Origin of the sequence: Mitsuaria sp. BK037 (assembly GCF_014193045.1) — a bacterium.
GTDB lineage: Bacteria > Pseudomonadota > Gammaproteobacteria > Burkholderiales > Burkholderiaceae_C > Roseateles.
This window is the reverse complement of record NZ_JACHYS010000002.1, coordinates 79,747-101,666: the sequence shown is the minus strand read 5'-3', so window position 1 is coordinate 101,666 and position 21,920 is coordinate 79,747. Positions and strand designations below refer to the sequence as shown.

Sequence of the window (21,920 nt, the reverse complement as noted above, 5' to 3'; positions counted from 1 at the left end):
GGACAACAGGAAAGAAACAGGAGCAGAACGATGACTGCGATGGCGATGAGTTCGACCCCCTTGCCGGCCCGGCGGCCGGACCGCGCGATGGCGCGATGGCTGCTGGCGGCGCTGATGCTGCTGGCGACGATGCTGACGGGCGGCTCCGCCTGGGCGCGCGACGATGGCGATTGGCAGATCCTGAATGCGCGCTACGGGACGCCCCAGCACAACATCGACGTCACCGGCCAGCTGAAGGAACTGGCGCGGCGCGACGACCGCGTGCGGGTGACCAACGGGCTCTTCGGCGACGACCCGGACGTGGGGCGCTCGAAGGTGCTGCGCATCTACGCGCGCAACCGCGATGGCGACACCCGCGTGTTCGAGTTCCGCGAGGGCAACATCATCGACGGCAACGACTTCACCGGCTGGCGCGGCGGCGATTGGGGCCAGGGCGGCGGCAGCGGTGGCTGGGACGGTCCCGGTGGCCATGACGACGGCGCCTACGCCATCCTGGGCGCGCGCTACGGCGTTCCCGAAGCCAGCATCGACGTCACCGGCCGCCTGCGCGAACTGGCGCGCCGCGACGCGAAGGTGCGGGTGACCAATGACCTGTTCCGCGACGACCCGGCGGTCGGCCGCACGAAGATGCTGCGCATCTATGCCCGCGACCGCAGCGGCCAGGTGCGCACCTTCGACTACCGCGAGGGCGCCTGGATCGACGGCGGCCAGTTCACCGGCTGGGGCCGTGGCGACTGGGGCCAGGGCGGCTGGAACGGCGGCTGGGACGGCCGGCCGGGCGCCGGTGGTGGCGACTACGGTCCGCCGAGCCAGCGCCTGACGATCGTGCGGGCCACCTACGGCAGCGGCGGCCGCTACGTCGACGTGACCGAGCGCCTGCGCAACATCAGCCGCGGCGGCCGCCTCGACGTGCAGGCCGACAACGACCTGGCGGGCGGCGACCCGGCCTACGGCGAGTCCAAGGTCCTGACCGTGTACTACGTGATCGGCCGCGGCCGCGAGCAGACGGCCGTGATCCGCGAGGGCGACCGCCTGCGCCTGCCCTGAAGACGGAGGCGATCCAGGATCGCCTGATCGATGAAGGACGAAGGCCCCGCAAGGGGCCTTCGTTGCTTTTGCTCCGTGGACCCCCAAAGTGTGGCAGAGTGCATCTTCTGAGTGCAAACTGCTACGGAGGTGCGATGAGTTCGAATTCGATCCGGATCAGCAATCAGCTGTTCCGAGATGCCCAGGAGACCGGCGAGTACGTGGCCCGTTCCGCCGCGCAGCAGGTCGAGTTCTGGGCGCGCATCGGCCAGGCGCTGGAGAACTCCGGCGTCCGCTCGCAATTGCTGCTGGAGCTGTTGCGGGGCGATCACGGCACGCAGGCCATGGCGCGTATCGAGGACGACCTGCGGGCCGCCAAACGGATCGAGCAGGCACGGGACATCGAGGCGATCAAGTCCGGAGCGTCCCAGCCCTCGGAGTCGATCTGGTTCACCGAAGAGCGGGCCAAGAATGCGAGGGCCCTGGACTCACCCTACTGACCATGACGACGCAACCGCGACTGCCCGACGAAGAAGCTGCTCTCGAGGGGCGCTTGCTCGATCGGGTGCTCACCAGCCTGCCGGCTGGCGTCATCCTGGTGGGAGGTCAGGCGCTGGGCTTCTGGATGAAGCGCTACGGGATATCGACGCACGGCGCGGCGATCACCGCTGACGCTGACGTGATCGGGGATGTCTCGGATGCCCACGAACTGGCCAGGCGGCTGGGCGCCCGCGTGGAGTTGCCCCGAAAGACGGCACGGACCTCTCTGGTCGCCCAGGTCAGGATCCCGGCCCCTGCCAGGAAGGAAGGCAATGTCGACATCCTCCATCTGCTGTTCGCCACGGGCGGATTGGAGAAATGCGGTGTTTTCACTCGGCGGGTCATTGCCGGATGTCTGAGCTTTGAGATCGCCGAGGGACAGCTCCTGCGGGTGATGAGCCCTTTCGACGTGCTGGAGTCGCGCATCCACAACCTCGCGGGGCTCCGGGACAGCAAGGGATCGCACGTCGAAACCCAGGCGCGCTGGGCCGTGCAGGTTGCCAAGGCGGCGCTGTTCTCGCAGGCGTGCGGAAACGCCGAGTTCGCGGCCCGCCTCGGGGCGGAGATTCAACGCATCTTCCAACTCTCCAAGAGCTCTGCGGGACGCCGGGCCCATCGCCAGTACGGCATCGACATCCTCGAGGCCATCGATGCCGACCTGCTCGAAGCCATGGTGCCCGCCTGCGCGGTCCAGCTGGATCCGGTCCGGCGGCTTCAGGAGGAACGGGCGACCGGCCGCGCGTGAGCGCCGCGGGCGCCTCATACCTCCCACTGCGGATGCATCTCCCTGACCCGCGTCAGCGCCATCGCGGCCGCCGCGGTGCGGGTCTCCACGCCGAGCTTGGCGTGGATGCGCTCCAGGTGCTTCTTCACCGTCGCCGGGCTGGCGCCCAGGATCTCGCCGATGTCGCGGTTGATCTTGCCCTTGACGACCCAGTACAGCACCTCGGCCTCGCGCGCGGTGAGGCTGAAGGCCAGGCCCAGCGAGCGGATCACCGCGGCGTCCGAGACCTCGCGCATGACGATCAGCCAGTCGCCGCCCGCAGCGCCTGATGCGGCGCCGACGCCGGCCGCCGCTTCCGGACCCGCGCCGTTCGGCTCCTCGCCGCCGATGCAGTGGTGCAGCCGGAAGCTCAGCCGCCGCGCGCCGAGCTCGGCGCACAGGCGCGGCGGCTCCTGCGGCGGCGCACCGTCGCCCGGCGATTGGCGCGCCATCTCGTCGAGCGTCTTGCGCAGCCACGCCAGCACCGGCGCGGGCGTCTGCGGCGCGACCGTGCCGAAGTAGAGCTGCAGCAGCTCGCGGGCCAGCGGCGTCTGCCACAGCAGCCGGCCCGACGACGCCCGCACCGCGATGCTCGCGTAGCCGAAGGCGTCCAGCGCCTGCCGCGTCTGGCGGGCCTGGCGCGCGCCCTGCAGGTGCACCTGCATGCGCGCCAGCACCGCGCGCGGATCCAGCGGCTTGGTCACGTAGTCGACACCGCCCGCCTGCAGCGCGGCGACGAGGTGCTCGGTCTCCGTCAGCCCCGTCATGAAGACGATCGGGATGTGCGCCGTCGAGGGATCGGCCTTCAGCCGCCGCGCGACCTCGAAACCGTCCATGCCCGGCATCATCGCGTCCAGCAGCACGATGTCCGGCCGCCCCTGCCGGGCGCAGGCGAGCGCCGCCTCGCCGTTCGTCGCCGCCAGCACCGTGTAGCCGTGCTCATCCAGCGCGTCATGCAGCAGCGACAGGTTGTCGGGCACGTCGTCGACCATCAGGACGCGATCGCCCTGCTGCTGGTCGAGCAGCGTCGTGACGGCGGAAGGAAGCGCGGAGTTCATCTCGGGTCACCCAACTCGGTCGGTCTCGGGAGGTCCTCGCCGCGCGGCAGGCCGCGCAGCATCGCCTCGAACTGGAATTGGCGCGCCAGCGCCCGCTGCGCGTCGCAGAAGCCACGCCAGGCCGGATCGGCCGCCTCGATCGCGTCGAGCTGCTGCAGCACGCCGCGGTAGTAGCCCAGCTGCAGCGCCTCGCGCAGCCCGGCCAGGCGGGCCGGCGGCGGCACCGCGACCGGCGTGGCGGCCGATGTCGCGGTCGATGTGGCCGTCGATGTCGCGGTCGACGTGGCGGCGGCCCCTGCCGGCGCGGACGGCGCCACGCTCCGGTCCGGCGCCGCCCGCCACGCCAGCGACAGCCGTTCGGTCAGCCAGTCCAGCAGCAGTTCATGGCGCACCGGCTTGAGGATGAAGTCGCGTGCGGCGATGCCGGCGTCATTGTCCTGGCCGCGTTCGAACGCGTTGGCCGAGACCACCGCCACGGCGGGCGCCTGCACGCCCAGGTCGCCCAGCATGCGCCGCAGCCGCCGGATCGTCTCCCAGCCGTCGATGCCCGGCATCGCCAGGTCCATCAGCACCGCGTCGGGCACCCAGCCGGCGGCGACCAGGTCCAGCGCGTCGTGACCGCTGCAAGCCTCGCGGACGGTGAAGCCCAGCGGCTCCAGCAGTTCGATCAGCAAGTGGCGATCATCCGATTCGTTGTCGACCACCAGCACCCGCGGCGACGCGCCGTCCAGGCCGATGCGCTCCTTGGCGACGCGTCGCATGCGCGGCGTGTCCCAGATGCGGCCGTGCAGCTCCGGCAGGAACAGCCGCACCCGGAAGGTCGAGCCCTGGCCCGGCGTGCTGGTCGCGGACATCTCGCCGCCCATCAGCTCGGTCAGCATCTTCGCGATGGTCAGCCCCAATCCCGCGCCCGGCGCGCCACCGGTGCCGCGGGTTCCGCGCGCGAAGGGCTCGAAGATGCGCGCCAGCTCCGCGGCGTCCATGCCGGGGCCGGTGTCTGCGATCTCCAGCGTCGCCATCTCGCGGCCGTGCCGCACCCGCAGCGTGACCTCGCCCGCGGCGGTGAACTTGATCGCGTTGCCCAGCAGGTTGATGAGGATCTGCCGCAGCCGCTGCTCGTCGGCACGCACCCAGCCGGGCAGCGCGCCCTGCGGCTCGAAGCGGAAGCGCAGCCCCTTGGCCGCGGCCTGCGGCTCGAACATGTCGGCCAGCTCGCGCAGCAGCTCGTCGAAGCGGACCGGCCCCGGCTCCAGGCTCAGCCGGCCGGCCTCGATGCGGGCGATGTCCAGCGTGCCGTCGATCAGCTGCATCAGGTGCTCGCCGCCGCGCTTGATGACCTGCACCGCCTGGCGCCGCTGCGGCGGCAGGGCCGCGTCCGCCGCCATCAGCTGGGCGTAGCCCAGGATGCTGTTCAGCGGCGTGCGCAGCTCATGGCTGATGGTGCTGATGTAGCGGCTCTTGGCCTGGTTGGCCGCCTCGGCCGCGGCCTGCGCGCGCTCGGCCTGCAGCCGCGCGCCCTGCAGCGCCTCGTCGGTGCGGCGGTGCGAATCGATCTCGCGCATCAGCGCCTGCGTCTGGCGCTTGGATTCCTCCTGCGCGACCTCGCGGCTCTGGTGCGCGAGCACCAGCCACCAGGCCACCGTGCCGGCCACCAGCAGCAGCGCGAAGAAGGCCTTCAGCAGGCCCGCGCGCACGCTCGCGCGCAGGGCGTCCTGCGCCGCGGCATCGATCAGCGGCACCTGCGGCAGCTGCTGCAGCTGCTGGTGATAGAGCAGGCCGAAGAGCGTCGCCAGCAGCGGCGTGATGACCAGCATCAGCAGCAGGTAGTGGCCCAGCCCGGTGTCGATGTAGGCCCAGCCGCGGCGCGGCAGCACCCGGCGCAGCGCGCTCGACCACTGCGCCGAGAGGCTGGCGTGCGGCTTGCACAGGTCGCCGCAGCGGGCATCCAGCGTGCAGCACAGCGAGCAGATAGCGCCGCGATACGCCGGGCAGTGGGCCATGTCGGGGCCCTCGTAGTCGCGCTCGCAGATCACGCAGCGCCGCACGGCCTCGGTGCCGGCCGCCTGGATCTCGGCCGCCGGGCGGGCGAGGTAGTAGCGGCCCCTGGTCGCCCAGGCGATCAGCGGTGCGCTCGCGAGCGCCGTCACCATCGCGATCGCCGCCGACCAAGCCTGCGCCAGCGTGCCCATCAGCCCGAGGTGCGCCGCCACCGAGAGCACCGAGGCCAGCGCCATCGCGCCCACGCCGACCGGGTTCACGTCGTAGAGATGGGCGCGCTTGAACTCGATGCCCGGCGGCGACAGTCCCAGCGGCTTGTTGATCACCAGGTCCGCGACGACGGCCATGATCCACGCGATCGCGACGTTGGCGTACAGGCCCAGCACATGGCCCAACGCCTCGAAGACGTTCATCGACATCAGCATGAACGCGATCAGCGTGTTGAACACGACCCAGACGACGCGTCCCGGATGGCTGTGGGTCAGCCGCGAGAAGAAGTTGCTCCACGCCAGCGAGCCCGCGTAGGCATTGGTGACGTTGATCTTGAGCTGCGAGACGACGACGAACAGCGCCGTCGCCGCGACCGCCCAGCCGTACTGCGGGAAGACGTACTCGTAGGCGGCGAGGTACATCTGGTTGGGGTCGACCGCGCGTTCCGCCGGCACCGCATGGCTGACCGCGAGGTAGGCCAGCAGCGCGCCGCCCAGCATCTTCAGCACGCCCAGCACGATCCAGCCCGGGCCGCCGGCCAGCACCGCCGCCCACCAGCCCAGCCGGTTCGCGGCGGTCTGGCGCGGCATGAAGCGCAGGTAGTCGGCCTGCTCGCCCATCTGCGTGATCAGCGCCACGCCGACGGTCAGCGCCGCACCGAAGGCGTGCGCGTCGAAGGCCGCGGTGCCCGATTGCGACCCAATCTGGGTCGTGATGCCGTCGAATGCACCAGGATGAAGCCACCCCACCCAGGCGAAGGGCAGCACCAGCAGTGCCAGCCACAGCGGCTGCGTCCACAGCTGCAGCCGGCTGATGGCGGAGATGCCGTGGGTGACCAGCGGGATCACGGCCAGCGCGCACAGCAGGTAGCCCCACTGCGGCGGGATGTCCAGCGCCAGCTCCAGCGCGTAGGCCATCACCGCCGCCTCCAGCGCGAAGAAGATGAAGGTGAAGCTCGCGTAGATCAGCGAGGTCAGCGTCGAGCCGATGTAGCCGAAGCCGGCGCCACGCGTCAGCAGGTCCATGTCGACGCCATGCCGCGCCGCGTAGACGCTGATCGGCAGGCCGGCCAGGAAGATGATCAGGCCGGTGGCCAGGATGGCCAGCGCCGCGTTGGTCCAGCCGTACTGCAGCAGCAGCGTCGCGCCGACCGCCTCCAGGATCAGGAAGGACGCCGCCCCGAAGGCGGTGTTGGCCACGCGCCAGCTCGTCCAGCGCCGGAAGCGCTGCGGCGTGTAGCGCAGCGCGTAGTCCTCCAGCGTCTCGCGGGCGACCCAGGCGTTGTAGTCCCGCCGCAGCTTGATGATGTGCTGCGGGGCGTCCTGGGGGGCGGGCGGTGTGTCCATGGGGCGGGGCAGGGCGGGAAATGCATGAACCGTGCCCGCACCGGCATGGGGCTTGCTAGCGGTGGACCGGCATCCAAGAATGGCGCGTCGCCGCCCACCCGCTCAAGGCCATGGAACTCACGCCCCGAGAGAAAGACAAGCTGCTGATCTTCACCGCCGCCTTGCTCGCCGAGCGGCGCAAGGCCAAGGGCCTGAAGCTCAACTACCCCGAAGCCGTGGCCTACCTCAGCGCCGCCGTGATGGAGGGCGCCCGCGAGGGCCGGACCGTCGCGCAGATGATGAAGGCCGGCCGCGAGCTGCTCACCCGCGACGACGTCATGGACGGCGTGGCCGAGATGATCCCCGACATCCAGGTCGAGGCCACCTTCCCCGACGGCACCAAGCTCGTCACCGTCCATCAACCGATTCCCTGAGGACCTCCCATGATCCGACGCCTCCTCGTCGCGACGGCCGTTGCCGCGCTGCCCGCCGTGGCCGCCGCCCATGCCGGCGACGCCGCCCATGACCATGGCCTGACGGCCGGGTTCATGCACCCGTTCACCGGCCTGGACCACCTCGCCGCGATGCTGGCCGTGGGGCTGTGGAGCGCGCTCACGCAGACCGGCCGGCGCATGCTGGCCGCGCCCTTCGCCTTCGCCGGGCTGCTGCTGGTCGGCGCGCTGGCGGGCCTGGGGCTGGGGGCGCAGGGCCTCGCGGTGCCGGGCGTGGAGCCGATGGTCGCCGCCTCGGTGCTGGTGCTGGGGCTGGTCGCCGCGGCGCGCTGGCGGCTGGGCGCCACGGCATCGGCCGCGCTGGTCGGGGCGTTCGCCGTCTTCCACGGCCTGGCGCATGGCGCCGAGCTCGGCGGCGGCGCGGCGCTCGTGGGCATGGTGCTCGCGACGGCGCTGCTGCATGCGGGCGGCCTGGCGCTGGGGCTGAAGCTGCGCGCGCTGGCGCCGGTCTGGTCGCGCGCGGCCGGCGGCGCGATCGCGCTGCTGGGCCTGGGCCTGCTGACCCGGCTGGTGATCGCATGATCCCCGGCGAACTGCTGACCGACGCCGGCGAGCTCGAGCTCAATCCGGGCCGCCGCACGCTGGTGCTGACCGTGGTCAACGCGGCGGATCGTCCCATCCAGGTCGGCTCGCATTACCACTTCGCCGAGACCAACGCCGCCTTGAGCTTCGACCGCGAGGCCGCGCGCGGCATGCGCCTGAACATCGCGTCCGGCACCGCCGTGCGCTTCGAGCCCGGCCAGCAACGCACCGTCGAGCTGGTCGACATCGCCGGCCTGCGCGAGATCTGGGGATTCCGCGGCCTGATCCAGGGAGCGCTGTGATGGCCCGCATCGGCAAACGCGCCTATGCCGAGATGTTCGGCCCGACCGTGGGCGATCGCGTCCGGCTCGCCGACACGGCGCTCGTCATCGAGGTCGAGGACGACCTGACGTTGCGCGCCGGCGGCTACGGCGAGGAAGTGAAGTTCGGCGGCGGCAAGACCATCCGCGACGGCATGGCGCAGTCGCAGCGCACCCGCGCGCAGGGCGCCGTCGACACGGTGCTGACCAATGCGCTGATCCTGGACCACTGGGGCATCGTCAAGGCCGACATCGGCCTGAAGGACCACCGCATCGTCGCCATCGGCAAGGCCGGCAATCCGGACACGCAGCCGGGCGTGGACATCGTCATCGGTCCCGGCACCGAGGTCATCGCCTGCGAGGGCGCGATCGTCACTGCCGGCGCGATCGACTCCCACATCCACTTCATCTGCCCGCAGCAGATCGAGGAGGCGCTGGCCAGCGGCGTGACGACGATGCTGGGCGGCGGCACCGGTCCGGCGACCGGCACCTTCGCCACCACCTGCACGCCGGGGCCGTGGCACATCGAGCGCATGCTGCAGGCGGCCGATGCCTTCCCGATGAACCTGGGCTTCCTCGGCAAGGGCAACGCGAGCCGGCCGGAAGCGCTGGTCGAGCAGATCGAGGCCGGCGCGATCGGCCTGAAGTTGCACGAGGACTGGGGCACCACGCCGGCGGCGATCTCCAATTGCCTGGACGTGGCCGAGGTAACCGACACGCAGGTCGCGATCCACACCGACACGCTCAACGAGAGCGGCTTTGTCGAGGACACGGTCGCGGCCTTCAAGGGCCGCACCATCCACACCTTCCACACCGAAGGGGCGGGCGGCGGCCACGCGCCCGACATCCTGAAGGTGGTGGGCGAGGCCAACGTGCTGCCCAGCTCCACCAACCCGACGCGGCCCTACACGATCAACACGCTCGACGAGCACGTCGACATGCTGATGGTCTGCCACCACCTGGACCCGGCGATCGCCGAGGACCTGGCCTTCGCCGAAAGCCGCATCCGCAAGGAGACCATCGCGGCCGAGGACATCCTGCATGACCTCGGCGCGATCAGCATGTTCAGCTCCGACTCGCAGGCCATGGGCCGCGTGGGCGAGGTGATCCTGCGCTGCTGGCAGACCGCGCACAAGATGAAGCAGCAGCGCGGGCAGCTGCCCGGCGATTCCGAGCGCCACGACAACGGCCGCGTGAAGCGCTATGTGGCCAAGCTCGCGATCAATCCGGCGATCGCGCACGGCATCAGTCACGAGGTCGGCAGCATCGAGGTCGGCAAATGGGCCGACCTGGTGATCTGGAAGCCGGCCTTCTTCGGCGTCAAGCCCTCGCTGATCCTCAAGGGCGGCGTGATCGCGCTGGCTGCGATGGGCGATCCCAACGCCTCGATCCCGACGCCGCAGCCGGTGCACTACCGGCCGATGTTCGGCAGCTTTGGCGGCTCGCTGGCGCGGGCCTCGCTGAGCTTCGTGTCGCAGGCCGCGATCGCGGGCGGCGTGGCCGCGCGCTATGGGCTCGCGAAGACGGCGGTGGCGGTGAAGGGCATCCGCGGCGTGGGCAAGAAGGACATGGTCCACAATGCCTACGCCCCGCGGATGGAGGTCGATCCCCAGACCTACGCGGTGCGCGCCGACGGCCTGCTGCTGCACTGCGAGCCCGCCTCGGTGCTTCCGATGGCGCAGCGCTACTTCCTATTCTGAATGATCCAAGTCTCCAAACTGCTGGCGCAGGGCGCCGGTCTCGCGCCGGTGCTGCTCAAGCGCGCGGCGACCGTCACGCTCGACTGGGACACGCGCCAGAAGAGCCGCTTCCAGGCCACCGACAACCAGGGCCGCGAGCTCGGCGTCTTCCTGCCGCGCGGCACCGCGGTGCGCGGCGGCGACGTGCTGGTGGCCGAGGACGGCTCGCTGGTGCGCGTGATCGCCGCGCCGCAGCCGCTGCTGCGCATCACCGCGTGCGCGTCGCACGGCTCGCCGTTCGACCTGGTCCGCGCGGCGTATCACCTGGGCAACCGCCATGTGCAAATCGAGCTCCAGCCCGATCACCTCAAGATCGAGCCGGACCATGTGCTGGCCGACATGCTGCGCGCGATGCACCTGATCGTGAACGCGGTGGAGGAGGGCTTCGAGCCTGAAGGCGGCGCCTATGCGGCCGGTGGCCACGGGCACTCCCACGGCCACGGCCATGGACATGACCACGGCCATAGGCACGACCATGCACACGAGCACGAGCACGGCCATGCGCATGAGCACAGCCATGCCCCAGCGCCCGCGGCCGCGCCGAAGAAGACCATCGCCATCCAGTCGGCCACGACGCCGCACGTGCATGGCCCGGGTTGTGGACACGACCACTGATCCCGTCCCGCCGCTGCTGCGGCTGGTCTGGCTCGCGTCGCCGGCGTTGCCGATCGGGGCGTTCTCCTACTCCGAGGGGCTGGAGGCGGCGGTCGAGCACGGCCACGTGCATGACGACGCGAGCGCCGGCGCCTGGTTGAGCCAGCAGCTGCGGCTGCTCGCGCGCGGCGACCTGGCGGCCATCGCCGAAGGCATCGTCGCCTGGCGCGCCGGCGACGAACCGGCGCTGCGCGCGCTGGCCCGCTGGCTGCGCACCACGCGCGACGGCGCCGAGGCCCGGCTGCAGAGCGAGCAGATGGGACAGTCCCTGCTCGTCTGGCTGCGTGGTCAGCCGATGGCCACGGCGGCGCAGCTGGCGCTGCTGGTCGACTGCGGTGAGGGGCGGCCCGCCCACCATGCCTTCGTCATGGCGCTCGCGCTGTCGACGATCGACGTGCCTGTCGACCAGGCGCTGCACGCGCAGGCCTTCGGCTGGGCCGAGAACCAGGTGCAGGCCGCGCTGAAGGCCGTGCCGCTGGGCCAGACCGCCGGCCAGCGCGTGCTGGGGCGCCTGGCGGCCGAGATCCCCGCCGCGGTGGCCGAGGCCGTCGCCACGCCGCCCGCGCGGCGTCAGCTCTTCGCGCCGATGCTGTCCATCCTCGCGGCGCGCCACGAAACCCAGTACTCCCGACTGTTCCGATCATGAGCACCACCACGCCCCACGCCTCGCCGCTGCATCACGTTCCCGGTCGCACCAAGACGCTGCCGCCGCTGCGGGTGGGCATCGGCGGTCCGGTCGGCTCCGGCAAGACGACGCTGCTGGAGATGCTGTGCAAGGCGATGCGGGACCGCTGGGACCTGGTCGCCATCACCAACGACATCTACACCAAGGAAGACCAGCGCCTGCTGACCGTCAGCGGCGCGCTGCCCGCCGAGCGGATCATGGGCGTGGAGACCGGCGGCTGCCCGCACACGGCGATCCGCGAGGACGCGTCGATCAACCTCGAGGCGATCGACCGCATGCTGGCGCAGTTCCCGGACGCGGACGTCGTCTTCATCGAGTCCGGCGGCGACAACCTGGCCGCGACCTTCAGCCCGGAGCTGAGCGACCTGACGATCTACGTCATCGATGTCGCCGCCGGCGAGAAGATCCCGCGCAAGGGCGGTCCCGGCATCACGAAGAGCGACCTGTTCGTGATCAACAAGACCGACCTCGCGCCGCATGTCGGCGCCAACCTCGAGGTCATGGAGGCGGACACGAAACGCATGCGCCCGACGCGGCCCTTCGTGATGACCAACCTCAAGACGCTGAGCGGGCTCGACGAGGTGGTCGCATTCATCGAGCGCAAGGGGATGCTCGGCAGTCGCTGATCCGGCGCCGCGATGCGGCTCGACGGCGGCGTGTCGCCCCGCAAGGTCTGAGCCCCCGCGGCCGTCTGCCGCCGGCGACAAAAAAGCCGCCGCCCGCGATCGCGGGCGACGGCCGAAAGGGACCGAGCCGGACTCGCACCCACCCGAGGGCCGAGCCGATGGGGGTGGACTCAGGCCACCTGCGGCGTCACCCCGCCGCCGTCCTTGCCTTGGGCATCGTCGTCGTCATGACCGCCCGCCGCGGGCTTGGCGCCCTTGCGATTGGCCAGGAGGAAGGCGATGAACTGCCAGGCGATGAAGATCGCGATGATCCCCAGCAGCGTCGCGCTGATCGGGCGCTGCACGAAGACGTCGAACTTGCCGCGGCTGATCAGCATCGCGCGCCGGAAGTTCTCCTCCAGCATCGGGCCCAGGATGAAGCCCAGCATCAAGGGCGCCGGGTCCATGTCCAGCCGCATGAAGATGTAGCCCGCCAGGCCGAAGGCCGCGGTGACGAAGATGTCGTCCAGGTTGTTGTTGACGCTGAAGGTGCCGATGCAGCAGAAGAACAGGATCGACGGGAACAGCACGTTGTACGGGATCTTGAAGACCGACAGCCAGTAGCGCACCAGCGGCACGTTCAGCACGACCAGGAACACGTTGCCCACCCACATCGAGGCGACCAGGCCCCAGAAGATGTCGGGGTGCCCGCCGATCATGTTGGGCCCCGGCTGGATGCCCTTGATGATGAACGCGGCCATCATCAGCGCCATCACCGGGTTCTCCGGGATGCCGATGCTCATCAGCGGGATGAAGCTGGTGCGCGCGGCCGACTCGTCCGCCGCGGCTTGGCCGGCCACGCCCTCGATGGCGCCGTCGCCGATCTCGTGGCGGTACTTGCTGACCTTCTTGTCCACCGCGTAGGCGGCGAACTGCGCGATCGTCGGGCCGCCGCCGGGCAGGATGCCCAGCACCGAGCCCACCACGCTACCGCGCAGCGCGCTGGGGATGATGCGCTTGAACTCGGCCCAGGTCGGCATCAGGTGGATCTTGCCGTTGAAGGGCGTGCGCTCGTTCTTCGCGTCCAGATTCTTCGAGATCTCCGCGATGCCGAAGCAGCCCAGCGCGATGCTGACCAGGCCCACGCCTTCGGCCAGGAAGGGCATGTCGAAGGTGTAGCGCTCCATGCCGGAGTTGACGTCGGTGCCGATCTGGCCGAACAGCACGCCGATCAGGCACATCGCCAAGCCGTTGAGCAGGCTGCCCGTGGTCACGAAGCTCACGCACAGGAAGCCCAGCAGCATCAGCGCGCAGTAGTCGGCCGGGCCGAAGAGGAAGGCCACCTCGCCCAGCGTCGGCGCCAGGCAGGCCAGCACGACGATGGCGACGGTGCCGCCGATGAAGCTCGAGATGCCCGCGGTGAAGAGCGCCAGACCGGTCTTGCCCTTCAAGGTCATCTGGTAGCCGTCGATGCAGGCCACGATGGAGCTGGCGTGCGGGATCTTCATCGTGATCGCGCTGACGCTGTCGCCGTACTGCGCGCCGTAGTAGATGCCGGCCAGCATGATCAGCGCGCCGTTGACCGGGATCGAATAGGTCAGCGGCAGCAGCACGCTGATGGTGGCCAGCGGGCCCAGGCCCGGCAGCAGGCCGACCAGGGTGCCCACCACGCAGCCGATCGCGCAGAACATCAGGTTCTGCCAGGTCAGCGCGTGCTCGAAGCCGAAGGCGAGGTTGTGCAGGATGTCCATGGCCGGGTCCTTACAGCAGCGGCAGGTTGAGGCCGAGGAACTTCTGGAAGATGAAGGCGATCGCCAGCAGGCCGATCGAGATCACCACGTTGCGCTTCCACGAGTAGTTGCTGCCCGCGGCCGTGGCGATGAACACCATGACCACGATGCCGGCCGACATGTTGAGGAAGCGCGAGACCAGCGAGAACGCGCACAGCGCCGCCAGGATCAGGCCGATGTTGCGGACCTTGAAGTCCAGGCCGGGCCCGCCCGCGACGACGCCGCGCACGATGGTGGCCAGCGCCACCAGGCCCAGCAGGACGCTGATCATCAGCGGGAACAGCCCGGGACCGGCATGGTCCATGCGGCCGATGGGATAACGCAGCGCGCCCAGTCCGAAGAACAGGGCCACCGCGGCGAGGAACAAGCCTCTCGCGAGCGATCGATTGAGGGTCATGAGGCACACCGGGGAGGTCCGAGATGTGCCCATGGTTCCGGTCGCGCCGGTCCGTGTCGTACGCGTTTCTGCGCAGCGACCGGTCCATGAAGGGATCCCGACAGCTTCGGGACAGCTTCAGGTTAAGAGAACGTTTGTCGAGCGTTTGGCGTGCGTTCCGGTGCGGCCGGCGACGCCCCGGGATGTCGTTGCGGCGTCACGCGGGATAGCCCTGACTCCGGCCCAGGTCGAAGGCGCCGACGACCCGGTTGAGCTGGCTGGCGTGGTCGTCGAGCGTGGTCGCCGCGGAGGCCGACTCGACCACCAGCGCGGCGTTGCGCTGCGTCATCTCGTCGAGCTGCGTGACCGCGGCGTCGATGCGGCCGAAGTCGCGGCGCTGTTCGCCGGCGGCATCGGCGATGTCGTTGATCAGCGCGCCCACGCGCTGCACCGAGGCCACGATGTCGGCCATCGTGCGGCCCGCCTCCTGCACCAGCGTCGCGCCGCTGCCCACCTGCTCGGTGGAGGCGCCGATCAGGGTCTTGATCTCCTTGGCCGCCTGCGCGGAACGCTGCGCGAGCGTGCGGACCTCCGCCGCCACCACCGCGAAGCCGCGGCCCTGCTCGCCGGCGCGCGCGGCCTCGACCGCAGCGTTCAGCGCCAGGATGTTGGTCTGGAAGGCCAGGCCGTCGATGACGCCGATGATGTCGGCGATGCGGCCGGAAGCGCGGTGGATCTCCTCCATCGTCGACACGACGCGGGTGACCGCGCTGCCGCCGGCATCGGCGACCCGCATCGCCTGGTCGGAGAGCTCGCGGGCCTGCTGCGCGGCCTCGGCGGTATGACGCACCGTGGCCGCGAGTTGCTGCACCGAAGCGGCGGTTTCCTGCAGGCTGGCGGCCGCCTGCTCGGTGCGGCCCGAGAGGTCGGTGTTGCCGGCGGCGATCTGCGTCGAGGCGCTGCCGATGTGCTGCGCCGCTTCCCGCACGCGCGCCATCGCCGCGTTCAGGCGCTGCAGCGAGTCCTTGATCTTGAGTCCCGCCGGCGTGCTCGCCTTCACATGCGCGACGTCGAGCGCGAGACGGTCGTCGCGGCTGCCCAGCGCGCGGACCAGGTCGTGCAGCTCCAGCCCTTCCTTGGTGTTGCGCCGCATGTGCGCGGCCATCACCAGCTCGATGCCGGTCTGCGCGACGACGTAGGCCGCATGCAGCACGATGCGGCCGAAGTCGGGTTCGCTCAGGCAGTAGGTGCCGAAACCGGCGGCGAGCAGGCGGTCGAAGAGCAGGTGGTGGACGGCGAAGAGCGCCGCCCCCAGCACCAGCACCTTCCAGTCGCGGTACATCAGCAGGTAGGCCAGCGTGACGAAGACGCCGAAGTGCAGCTCCACCATGCCGCCGCCGAGGTGGATGTGCAGCATCACCATCAGCGCCTGCGCGGTGGTGAGCGTCATGCGCGTGGCGGTGGCGCCCGGTGCCGCCGCGTAGGCCAGCCCGGCCACGGCCAGCAGCGCGGTGCCGAGGCCCGTCGCCAGCCCGAACTGCGCATAGCGCCAGCCCAGCCCCAGCGCGAGCAGCCAGCTGACCGCCAGGATCAGCAGCATCGCGCGATCGCAGGCAGCGTAGATCTTGCGGAAGCCGGTCAGTCCGGAAGGATGTCCCATCGTTGCTCTCCCTCGAAGCGTGGCGGCGGCTTCTATCGAGGTGACGACCGTTCTGACCACGCGGGGCGCATGTTCGTTTCAGGATGTGTCGGCCGGCTTGGTGAAAACGCCAAGGCGCAACAGGTCCCGCGCGACGGAATTCACGACGGGCCGGCGTCCGTGCCCGCGCGCGCGCGGGGCCCGGCGATCGCGAACACCTGATCGCGCAGCCAGCGCTGCGCCGCGTGGCCGTGGTTGCGCTCGTGCCAGACCATGGCGATGTCGAAGCCGTCGATCGGCAGCGGCGGCGGCAGCACCTGCAGGCCGGCGGCCTGACCCTTGACCAGGCGCTCGGGCACCAGGGCGACCAGGTCGGAGCGGCCGACGATGTCGGGTACGAACAGGAAGGACGCCGCCGAGAGCACGACCTGACGCGTCAGCCCGAGCCCCGCGAGCGCCTGGTCCACCGGCGTGCTGAAGGCGCCACCGGCCGGCGAGACGACCACCTGCTCCAGTTTGGAGAAGGCCTTGGCCGTGAGCCGGCCGCTGACGGCGGGATGGCCGCGCCGCGCGATGAGCACGTAGCGCTCATGGAAGAGCGGGCGCAGCCGCAGGCTGTCCGCGGCCTCGATCGGCTGCATCAGGCCCAGGTCGACGTCGCCGCGCGCCATCTGGGCGGCATGCTGGTGCGGGTCCAGGTGCCGGACGGCGATGCGCACGCCCGGTGCTTCCCGTCGCAGCCGCAGCACCAGCGGCCGCAGGACCGAGGCCTGCAGGTAGTCCGAGGCGGCGATGGTCACCGTCAGTTCGGCGCTGCCCGGCTCGAAGTGCAGGTGCGAGCTCGCGACCCCGCGCACCTGGTCCAGCGCCTGGCGCAGCGGTTCGAACAGCGACAAGGCCTTCGCGGTGGGCGTCATGCCGCGCTGCGCCGGGAGCAGCAGCGGGTCCTCGAAGACATCGCGCAGCCGGCTGAGCTGCGCGCTGACCGCGGGCTGGCTGAGGCCCAGCCGGGCGGCGGCCTTGGTGACATTGCGCTCGGTCAGCAGTGCCTCGAGCGTCACGAGCAGGTTGAGGTCGAGCCGGCTGGTATCCATGCTTTGGATAGTAGGGCAGAGAAGACGTGATTTCACGGATGGGGCCGCGCTCGTCAGACTGACGCTCATTCCCGATCTTCTGGAGTCCGACATGACCACTACGCCCAACAGAGACCATCCCGTCGCCACCGGCGCTGCGGCAGCCGCCGCTTCCGCTTCCACCGCCGCCTCCGCCGCAGGTCGCAAGACCGTGCTGATCGTCCACGCGCATCCCGAGCCGACCTCGCTGACACGCACGCTGGTGGGCGTCGCGGCGGAAACGCTGGGCTCGGCCGGGCATGCCGTGCTGCAGTCCGATCTCTACGCGATGGGCTGGCGTGCCGTCTACGGCGGGGCCGACTTCCCCGTGCGCGCCGACGCGACGCGCTTGAATTTCGTGCGCGAATCCGGCCATGCCTTCGAGCACGGCCATCAGCCGGCCGATGTCGTCGAGGAACAGCGCAAGCTGCTGGCCGCCGACCTGGTGATCCTGCAGTTCCCGCTGTGGTGGTTCGGCATGCCGGCCATCATGAAGGGCTGGATCGACCGCGTCTGGGCCTACGGCCTGGCCTATGGCCGCCACGGGCAGGGCAACCGCTTCCGTTACGGCGAAGGCGGCCTCGCGGGCCGGCGTGCGATGGTTTCGGTGACGACCGGCGGGCCGGCGGCGGACTACTCGCCGCGCGGCATCAACGGTCCGATCGATCAACTGCTGTTCCCGATCACCCACGGCACGCTGTTCTATCCCGGCATGTCGGTGCTGAAGACGCATGCGGTACACGGCGTGGGCCGGATGACGGCGGAAGACGTCGAGGCGGCGAAGGCGGCGTGGCGCCTGCGCCTTGCGGGCGTCTTCGATGAAGCGCCGATTGCCTTCCGCGCCCAGAACGGCGGCGACTACCCGGATGGGCATCAGCTGCGCGATGACGTGGCGCCGGGACGCGTGGGCTTCGAGGCCCACATTGCCGGCTGAGGCGAACTCAGCCGATCAGCGGAGCGGGCGAGGCGATTGCGCGGAGCAGTCGCTGCAGATGCGGTGGCGTGGCCGGGTCGTTGAATCGCAGTGCGGTGCCGGATGGCAACAGGAAGAAGCCGAGTTGCTCGAAGGCGATGACGGAGGACGGCTCGCGCCGGTCGGTCATTCGGGAGCCGTCGATGACCGTCACGGCGCCCGCGCCGACGACGCGCAAGTCGTGGCCGGGACGGACGATCAGCGCGGTGTCCTCGTCGATGCCCACGCCGGTGCGGCGCGGGTCGAGCGAGACCAGTTGCAGCAGCCGCGCATGGCGCTTGCGCTGCGCGAAGTGCTGGTCGATCACGAGGGCCGGCATCAGTCCAAGCGCGGCGTGCAGCGGCTGCGAGGGGCCGGCGAACTGCTCATTGAGGTCGCCCACCGGCATGTGGGCGCCGAGCGCCGAGGCGCCCGCGCTGGTGCCGGCGATCGCGAGTTCGCCGGTGCGGTGGCGTTCTCGGATGAGCGCGTGCAGGGGGGTGTCGCCGATGACGTCGAGCAGGCGCTCCTGGTCGCCGCCCGTCATGAACAGCAGGTCGGCCGACCGCAAGGCCTGCAGCGCGTCGTCCGCGCCCGCGGCCTCGCGGTCGCGCGGATCGAGCCAGGCCGGCACGGCGCCCAGCGCCCGGAAGGCGGGCTCGTACTGGGACCAGAGCAGGTCGGGCTCGCCGCTGGCGGTGCTCAGCACGACAACCCGGAGCGGCCCGCCGCCCGCATGAGAGGCGGCGCAAGCCGCGACCAGCTCGCGCAGCACGATGCCGGGCGTCAGCCGGTCCTCGTTGCCGCCGATCAAGGCGAGCAGGGCGGGGGGGCTGGCGGTCGTGAGGGCGTTCATGGGTGGCGGAGACGGTGAGATTCGAACTCACGGAGGGCGCGAACCCTCGGCGGTTTTCAAGACCGCTGCCTTAAACCACTCGGCCACGTCTCCTTGGAGAAGGCGCGCATTGTATGCGTGCCGTCGGCCTTCGTTCAGTCCGCCCCTGGCTTCCTCGCCTGCGCGCAGGGCACCTGGATGATCTCCAGCACCTGGCCGTCGGCCACGCGGGCGGCCGTCAGTTCGCCGCCCCACACGCAGCCGGTGTCCAGCGCCAGCAGGTCCGGCCGCTGCACCAGGCCCAGCGTGGACCAGTGCCCGAAGGCCACCGGGTCACCCGCCGTGCGCCGCTCCGGCACGTCGAACCAGGGCATGAAGCCTTCCGGCGCCGTGCCCAGGCCCTCCTTGGTCTTGAAGTCCAGGCGGCCCTTCGCATTGCAGAAGCGGATCCGCGTCAGCACGTTGATGATGAAACGCAGCCGCGGCGCGCCCGTCAGCTCGTCGCTCCAGCGGTCGGGCTCGTTGCCGTACATCTGCGGCAGGAAGTCCGCCAGTTCCGGGCCGCGCAGCAGCGTGTGCACTTCCTCCGCCAGGGACAGGACCTGCGCGGCGTCCCATTGCGGCACCACGCCCGCATGCACCATCAGCCAGCCCTGCGCCCGCGCCGCCAGCCGCTGCCGGCGCAGCCACTCCAGCAGCGCCTCGCGGTCCGGCGCCTGCAGGATCGCGTCCAGCGTGTCCCCCTTGTGCGGGGCGCGCACGCCGGCGGCAGTCGCGAGCAGGTGCAGGTCGTGATTGCCCAGCAGGCAGTGCGCCGCGTCGCCCAGCGATTGCAGGCGGCGCAGCGTCGTCAGGGAATCGGGGCCGCGGTTGACCAGGTCGCCCAGGAGGTGGAGGCGGTCGCGGGACGGGGAGAAGTCGATCTTTTCCAGCAGCCGGGCAAGCGCGTCGCAGCAGCCCTGGAGATCGCCGATGAGGTAATGCATACGGGGATTTTGCGGTGTCGGCGTCACGCCGGCTCTGCTACCCTTGCCGACCTTGTGTTTTGGGCGCGACTCGGGGTTTTCACCCGGTCCGCGCTGTCAATGGATACCGCCCTAGTTCTCTTCCTGATACTGCTCAACGGATTGTTCGCCATGTCGGAGATGGCCCTCACGGCCGCCCGCAAGGCACGCTTGCAAGTGATGGTGGAGAGTGGCGAGGGAGGCGCGCAGGCCGCGATGGACCTGCACGAGAACCCCACCAAGTTCCTGTCCACCGTCCAGATCGGGATCACCTCCATCGGCGTGCTCAACGGCATCGTCGGCGAGGCGGCCTTCTCCGGGCCGCTGGCCGAGGTGCTGCGCGCCCACACCCCGCTCAGCGAGCGCGCCGCCGACATCACCGCCACCGGCCTGGTCGTGCTGGTGCTGACCTTCGTGACCATCATCTTCGGCGAGCTGGTGCCCAAGCGCCTGGGCCAGATGTTCCCGGAGAACGTCGCGCGCCTGGTCGCGCCGCCGATGGAGATCATGTCGCTGATCACGCGGCCCTTCGTCAAGCTGCTGAGCTTCTGCACCGAGTTCACGCTGAAGCTGCTGGGCATGGGCGGGCGCGCCAATCGCTTGGTGACCGAGGAGGAGATCGCCGCCAGCCTCGAGGAAGGCCGCGACGCCGGCGTGATCGAGGAACACGAGCACCAGATGGTGCGCAACGTGTTCCGGCTGGACGAGCGCCAGATCGGCTCGATGATGATCCCGCGCGCCGAGATCGCCTGGCTGGATGCGACCGATCGCGCCGAGCAGGTGCTGCAGATCCTGCGCGCGCACGGCTACAGCCGCTACCCGGTCTGCCGCGGCGGCCTGCACGACGTGGTCGGCACGGTGAGCGCGCAGAGCCTGCTGGCCCGCGTGCTGGCCGGCGAGATGCTGGACCTGTCCACCGGCCTGGAGCCGCCCGTGTTCGTGCCCGAGACGCTGTCCGGCATGGAGCTGCTCGCGCACATGCGCGGCACCGACACGCCGCTGGCCTTCGTCGTCGACGAGTACGGCGAGGTGCAGGGCGTGGTCGCGATGCGCGACGTGCTGGAGGCGATCGCGGGCGAGTTCAACTCGTCCGACGGCGAGGACGCCTGGGCGGTCCAGCGCGAGGACGGCAGCTGGCTGATGGACGGCCTGATCCCCGTCACCGAGCTGAAGGACCGGCTGGACTTGAAGGAACTGCCCGAGGAGGACCGTGGGCGCTACAACACCCTGGCCGGCATGGTGATGCTGCTGCTGGGGCGCTTGCCGCGCACGGCCGATGTGGTGGAGTGGGACGCGTGGAGATTCGAGGTGGTCGACCTCGACGGCAAGCGTGTGGACAAGGTGCTGGTCTCGCGACTGGCGGACGATGGAGTGAATCAATGAGCAACCCCCCGATGTATGAAAACCTGGTCCCTGTGGACCGGGTGCAGCACAAGAGCACGCGCATGAAGATCGGCGCGCCGGTGCTGGACCGCGTGACCCAGCTGAACTCGCTGTTCGTCGCCGTGGCCGAGTTCGCCGATGCGAGCCTCGAGTACCCGGTGGTGTTCGTGCGCGTCGGCCAGGCCGCGGAAGGCCAGCGTCCGGCGATCGCGCCGCTGGCCGTGTTCGGCCTGAAGCAGGGCAGCAACCTGTTCGTCAAGGACGGCCAGTGGACCGGCCGCTACGTGCCGGCCTACGTGCGCCGCTGGCCCTTCGCGATGGCCCGCATCGAGGAGAACGGCAGCGACATGGCGCTGTGCCTGGACATGGGCTCCGGCGCGTTCTCCGAGACCGACGGCGAGCCGCTGTTCAAGGAGGACGGCGAGGCCTCCGAGCTGCTGCTCAACGCCAAGCAGTTCTGCGAGGACTTCGAGCGCGAGGCCGAGCGCACCCGCCAGGCCTGCGAACTGCTGCAGGACCTGGACCTGCTGCAGGACATGCGCTTCGAGGCGCAGCTGCCCAGCGGCGAGAAGCTCGATGTCGACGGTTTCATGACCATCAACGAGAAGGCCCTGGCCGAACTGCCCGACGCGAAGATCGTCGAGCTGCATCGCAACGGCCTGCTGGAGGTCATCACGATGCATCGCCTGTCGCTGCGCCTGATGAGCCGTCTGGCGCAGATGTACGTGCCGGCCAACTGAGCGCCTGGGGGGGTGCCTCACCCCCGCCCGCTCCCCGCAAGCGGGGAGCGGGAGTGAAAAAAGGAGGGGCGATCACCGGCCGAGACAAACCCCAAGCGGGTTTGCTTGAGTACGGCGTACGCAGGAGCCTCG

General features: G+C 70.3%; 21 protein-coding genes and 1 tRNA gene. 13 read left to right on the top strand and 9 right to left on the bottom strand.

The genetic code is table 11. The features are described from left to right. Nucleotides 1-45 precede the first annotated feature (45 nt). From FHT37_RS12580 to FHT37_RS12570, 3 genes are all read left to right on the top strand, one after another. Nucleotides 46-1,047 carry a hypothetical protein gene (locus tag FHT37_RS12580; RefSeq protein ID WP_183481756.1) on the top strand — a complete coding sequence of 334 codons (1,002 nt, stop codon included), beginning with the start codon at nt 46-48 and terminating at the stop codon, nt 1,045-1,047. 134 nt (nt 1,048-1,181) lie between these two features. Further along, the gene (locus FHT37_RS12575; RefSeq protein WP_091725648.1) at nt 1,182-1,526 is read left to right on the top strand and encodes a TA system antitoxin ParD family protein; all 345 of its coding nucleotides are present in this window, start codon (nt 1,182-1,184) and stop codon (nt 1,524-1,526) included. Between the two features lie 2 nt (nt 1,527-1,528). Continuing rightward, the gene (locus FHT37_RS12570; RefSeq protein ID WP_091725643.1) at nt 1,529-2,311 is read left to right on the top strand and encodes a hypothetical protein; all 783 of its coding nucleotides are present in this window, start codon (nt 1,529-1,531) and stop codon (nt 2,309-2,311) included. 14 nt (nt 2,312-2,325) lie between these two features. On the opposite strand, the gene FHT37_RS12565 is transcribed toward FHT37_RS12570, so the two are convergent. Next, nucleotides 2,326-3,387, bottom strand: coding sequence for a response regulator (locus FHT37_RS12565; protein ID WP_091725638.1), 1,062 nt, complete (start codon nt 3,385-3,387; stop codon nt 2,326-2,328). Beyond that, the gene (locus tag FHT37_RS12560; RefSeq protein ID WP_183481753.1) at nt 3,384-6,941 is read right to left on the bottom strand and encodes an ATP-binding protein; all 3,558 of its coding nucleotides are present in this window, start codon (nt 6,939-6,941) and stop codon (nt 3,384-3,386) included. The genes FHT37_RS12565 and FHT37_RS12560 overlap by 4 nt, the downstream gene beginning before the upstream one ends. 110 nt (nt 6,942-7,051) lie before the next feature. On the opposite strand from FHT37_RS12560, the gene ureA reads away from it, so the two are divergent. The 7 genes from ureA to ureG are packed head-to-tail and all read left to right on the top strand — an operon-like array spanning nt 7,052 to nt 11,978. After that, on the top strand, nt 7,052-7,354 hold the full coding sequence (gene ureA, locus FHT37_RS12555; RefSeq protein WP_091725629.1) for an urease subunit gamma: 303 nt from the start codon (nt 7,052-7,054) through the stop codon (nt 7,352-7,354). A gap of 9 nt (nt 7,355-7,363) precedes the next feature. Beyond that, nucleotides 7,364-7,954 (top strand): HupE/UreJ family protein, encoded by a 591-nt coding sequence (locus FHT37_RS12550; RefSeq protein ID WP_091725624.1) that lies wholly within the window; start codon nt 7,364-7,366, stop codon nt 7,952-7,954. Further along, entirely contained in the window at nt 7,951-8,256 is a 306-nt protein-coding gene (locus tag FHT37_RS12545; protein WP_091725620.1) for an urease subunit beta, read from the top strand. The genes FHT37_RS12550 and FHT37_RS12545 overlap by 4 nt, the downstream gene beginning before the upstream one ends. Next, entirely contained in the window at nt 8,256-9,974 is a 1,719-nt protein-coding gene (gene ureC, locus FHT37_RS12540; protein WP_091725617.1) for an urease subunit alpha, read from the top strand. The genes FHT37_RS12545 and ureC overlap by 1 nt, the downstream gene beginning before the upstream one ends. Continuing rightward, a complete protein-coding gene (gene ureE / locus FHT37_RS12535; protein ID WP_183481750.1) occupies nt 9,975-10,628 on the top strand; it encodes an urease accessory protein UreE in 654 nt (217 codons plus the stop codon). Then, a complete protein-coding gene (locus tag FHT37_RS12530; protein ID WP_183481747.1) occupies nt 10,600-11,313 on the top strand; it encodes an urease accessory protein UreF in 714 nt (237 codons plus the stop codon). Before ureE ends, FHT37_RS12530 begins: the two co-directional genes overlap by 29 nt. Continuing rightward, on the top strand, nt 11,310-11,978 hold the full coding sequence (ureG, locus tag FHT37_RS12525; protein WP_091725606.1) for an urease accessory protein UreG: 669 nt from the start codon (nt 11,310-11,312) through the stop codon (nt 11,976-11,978). The genes FHT37_RS12530 and ureG overlap by 4 nt, the downstream gene beginning before the upstream one ends. 170 nt (nt 11,979-12,148) lie before the next feature. On the opposite strand, the gene FHT37_RS12520 is transcribed toward ureG, so the two are convergent. The 4 genes from FHT37_RS12520 to FHT37_RS12505 form a co-directional block, all read right to left on the bottom strand. Then, on the bottom strand, nt 12,149-13,708 hold the full coding sequence (locus tag FHT37_RS12520; RefSeq protein ID WP_091725603.1) for a tripartite tricarboxylate transporter permease: 1,560 nt from the start codon (nt 13,706-13,708) through the stop codon (nt 12,149-12,151). A gap of 10 nt (nt 13,709-13,718) precedes the next feature. Then, a complete protein-coding gene (locus FHT37_RS12515; RefSeq protein WP_091725600.1) occupies nt 13,719-14,144 on the bottom strand; it encodes a tripartite tricarboxylate transporter TctB family protein in 426 nt (141 codons plus the stop codon). A 196-nt stretch (nt 14,145-14,340) separates the two neighbouring features. After that, on the bottom strand, nt 14,341-15,783 hold the full coding sequence (locus FHT37_RS12510) for a methyl-accepting chemotaxis protein (RefSeq protein ID WP_183481744.1): 1,443 nt from the start codon (nt 15,781-15,783) through the stop codon (nt 14,341-14,343). A gap of 140 nt (nt 15,784-15,923) precedes the next feature. Then, nucleotides 15,924-16,856 (bottom strand): LysR family transcriptional regulator, encoded by a 933-nt coding sequence (locus FHT37_RS12505; protein ID WP_183481741.1) that lies wholly within the window; start codon nt 16,854-16,856, stop codon nt 15,924-15,926. 91 nt (nt 16,857-16,947) lie between these two features. On the opposite strand from FHT37_RS12505, the gene FHT37_RS12500 reads away from it, so the two are divergent. Further along, nucleotides 16,948-17,808 carry an NAD(P)H-dependent oxidoreductase gene (locus FHT37_RS12500; protein WP_183481738.1) on the top strand — a complete coding sequence of 287 codons (861 nt, stop codon included), beginning with the start codon at nt 16,948-16,950 and terminating at the stop codon, nt 17,806-17,808. A gap of 7 nt (nt 17,809-17,815) precedes the next feature. Here FHT37_RS12500 and FHT37_RS12495 read toward each other — a convergent pair whose 3' ends face one another. The 3 genes from FHT37_RS12495 to FHT37_RS12485 form a co-directional block, all read right to left on the bottom strand. Continuing rightward, on the bottom strand, nt 17,816-18,682 hold the full coding sequence (locus FHT37_RS12495) for a cyanophycinase (protein WP_183481735.1): 867 nt from the start codon (nt 18,680-18,682) through the stop codon (nt 17,816-17,818). Nucleotides 18,683-18,685: 3 nt separating this feature from the next. Then, a tRNA-Ser gene (locus tag FHT37_RS12490) sits at nt 18,686-18,775 on the bottom strand. Nucleotides 18,776-18,816: 41 nt separating this feature from the next. Further along, complete coding sequence (locus FHT37_RS12485) at nt 18,817-19,647, bottom strand: symmetrical bis(5'-nucleosyl)-tetraphosphatase (protein ID WP_091725586.1); 831 nt, start codon at nt 19,645-19,647, stop codon at nt 18,817-18,819. Between the two features lie 99 nt (nt 19,648-19,746). Here FHT37_RS12485 and FHT37_RS12480 point away from each other — a divergent pair, with 99 nt between their 5' ends. After that, entirely contained in the window at nt 19,747-21,048 is a 1,302-nt protein-coding gene (locus tag FHT37_RS12480) for a hemolysin family protein (RefSeq protein ID WP_183481732.1), read from the top strand. Continuing rightward, nucleotides 21,045-21,788 carry a SapC family protein gene (locus tag FHT37_RS12475; RefSeq protein ID WP_091725581.1) on the top strand — a complete coding sequence of 248 codons (744 nt, stop codon included), beginning with the start codon at nt 21,045-21,047 and terminating at the stop codon, nt 21,786-21,788. The genes FHT37_RS12480 and FHT37_RS12475 overlap by 4 nt, the downstream gene beginning before the upstream one ends. Nucleotides 21,789-21,920 lie beyond the last annotated feature (132 nt).

Excerpts from the sequence above, each read along its gene's own strand:
- FHT37_RS12475 (WP_091725581.1), top strand. The coding sequence starts at position 21,045 with ATGAGCAACCCCCCGATGTATGAAAACCTGGTCCCTGTGGACCGGGTG.
- ureC (WP_091725617.1), top strand. The coding sequence starts at position 8,256 with ATGGCCCGCATCGGCAAACGCGCCTATGCCGAGATGTTCGGCCCGACC.
- FHT37_RS12550 (WP_091725624.1), top strand. The coding sequence starts at position 7,364 with ATGATCCGACGCCTCCTCGTCGCGACGGCCGTTGCCGCGCTGCCCGCC.
- FHT37_RS12560 (WP_183481753.1), bottom strand. The coding sequence starts at position 6,941 with ATGGACACACCGCCCGCCCCCCAGGACGCCCCGCAGCACATCATCAAG.
- ureE (WP_183481750.1), top strand. The coding sequence starts at position 9,975 with ATGATCCAAGTCTCCAAACTGCTGGCGCAGGGCGCCGGTCTCGCGCCG.
- FHT37_RS12485 (WP_091725586.1), bottom strand. The coding sequence starts at position 19,647 with ATGCATTACCTCATCGGCGATCTCCAGGGCTGCTGCGACGCGCTTGCC.
- FHT37_RS12530 (WP_183481747.1), top strand. The coding sequence starts at position 10,600 with ATGGCCCGGGTTGTGGACACGACCACTGATCCCGTCCCGCCGCTGCTG.
- FHT37_RS12570 (WP_091725643.1), top strand. The coding sequence starts at position 1,529 with ATGACGACGCAACCGCGACTGCCCGACGAAGAAGCTGCTCTCGAGGGG.
- FHT37_RS12575 (WP_091725648.1), top strand. The coding sequence starts at position 1,182 with ATGAGTTCGAATTCGATCCGGATCAGCAATCAGCTGTTCCGAGATGCC.
- FHT37_RS12520 (WP_091725603.1), bottom strand. The coding sequence starts at position 13,708 with ATGGACATCCTGCACAACCTCGCCTTCGGCTTCGAGCACGCGCTGACC.
- FHT37_RS12480 (WP_183481732.1), top strand. The coding sequence starts at position 19,747 with ATGGATACCGCCCTAGTTCTCTTCCTGATACTGCTCAACGGATTGTTC.
- FHT37_RS12505 (WP_183481741.1), bottom strand. The coding sequence starts at position 16,856 with ATGGATACCAGCCGGCTCGACCTCAACCTGCTCGTGACGCTCGAGGCA.
- FHT37_RS12495 (WP_183481735.1), bottom strand. The coding sequence starts at position 18,682 with ATGAACGCCCTCACGACCGCCAGCCCCCCCGCCCTGCTCGCCTTGATC.
- FHT37_RS12545 (WP_091725620.1), top strand. The coding sequence starts at position 7,951 with ATGATCCCCGGCGAACTGCTGACCGACGCCGGCGAGCTCGAGCTCAAT.
- ureA (WP_091725629.1), top strand. The coding sequence starts at position 7,052 with ATGGAACTCACGCCCCGAGAGAAAGACAAGCTGCTGATCTTCACCGCC.
- FHT37_RS12500 (WP_183481738.1), top strand. The coding sequence starts at position 16,948 with ATGACCACTACGCCCAACAGAGACCATCCCGTCGCCACCGGCGCTGCG.
- FHT37_RS12565 (WP_091725638.1), bottom strand. The coding sequence starts at position 3,387 with ATGAACTCCGCGCTTCCTTCCGCCGTCACGACGCTGCTCGACCAGCAG.
- FHT37_RS12580 (WP_183481756.1), top strand. The coding sequence starts at position 46 with ATGAGTTCGACCCCCTTGCCGGCCCGGCGGCCGGACCGCGCGATGGCG.
- FHT37_RS12515 (WP_091725600.1), bottom strand. The coding sequence starts at position 14,144 with ATGACCCTCAATCGATCGCTCGCGAGAGGCTTGTTCCTCGCCGCGGTG.
- ureG (WP_091725606.1), top strand. The coding sequence starts at position 11,310 with ATGAGCACCACCACGCCCCACGCCTCGCCGCTGCATCACGTTCCCGGT.
- FHT37_RS12510 (WP_183481744.1), bottom strand. The coding sequence starts at position 15,783 with ATGGGACATCCTTCCGGACTGACCGGCTTCCGCAAGATCTACGCTGCC.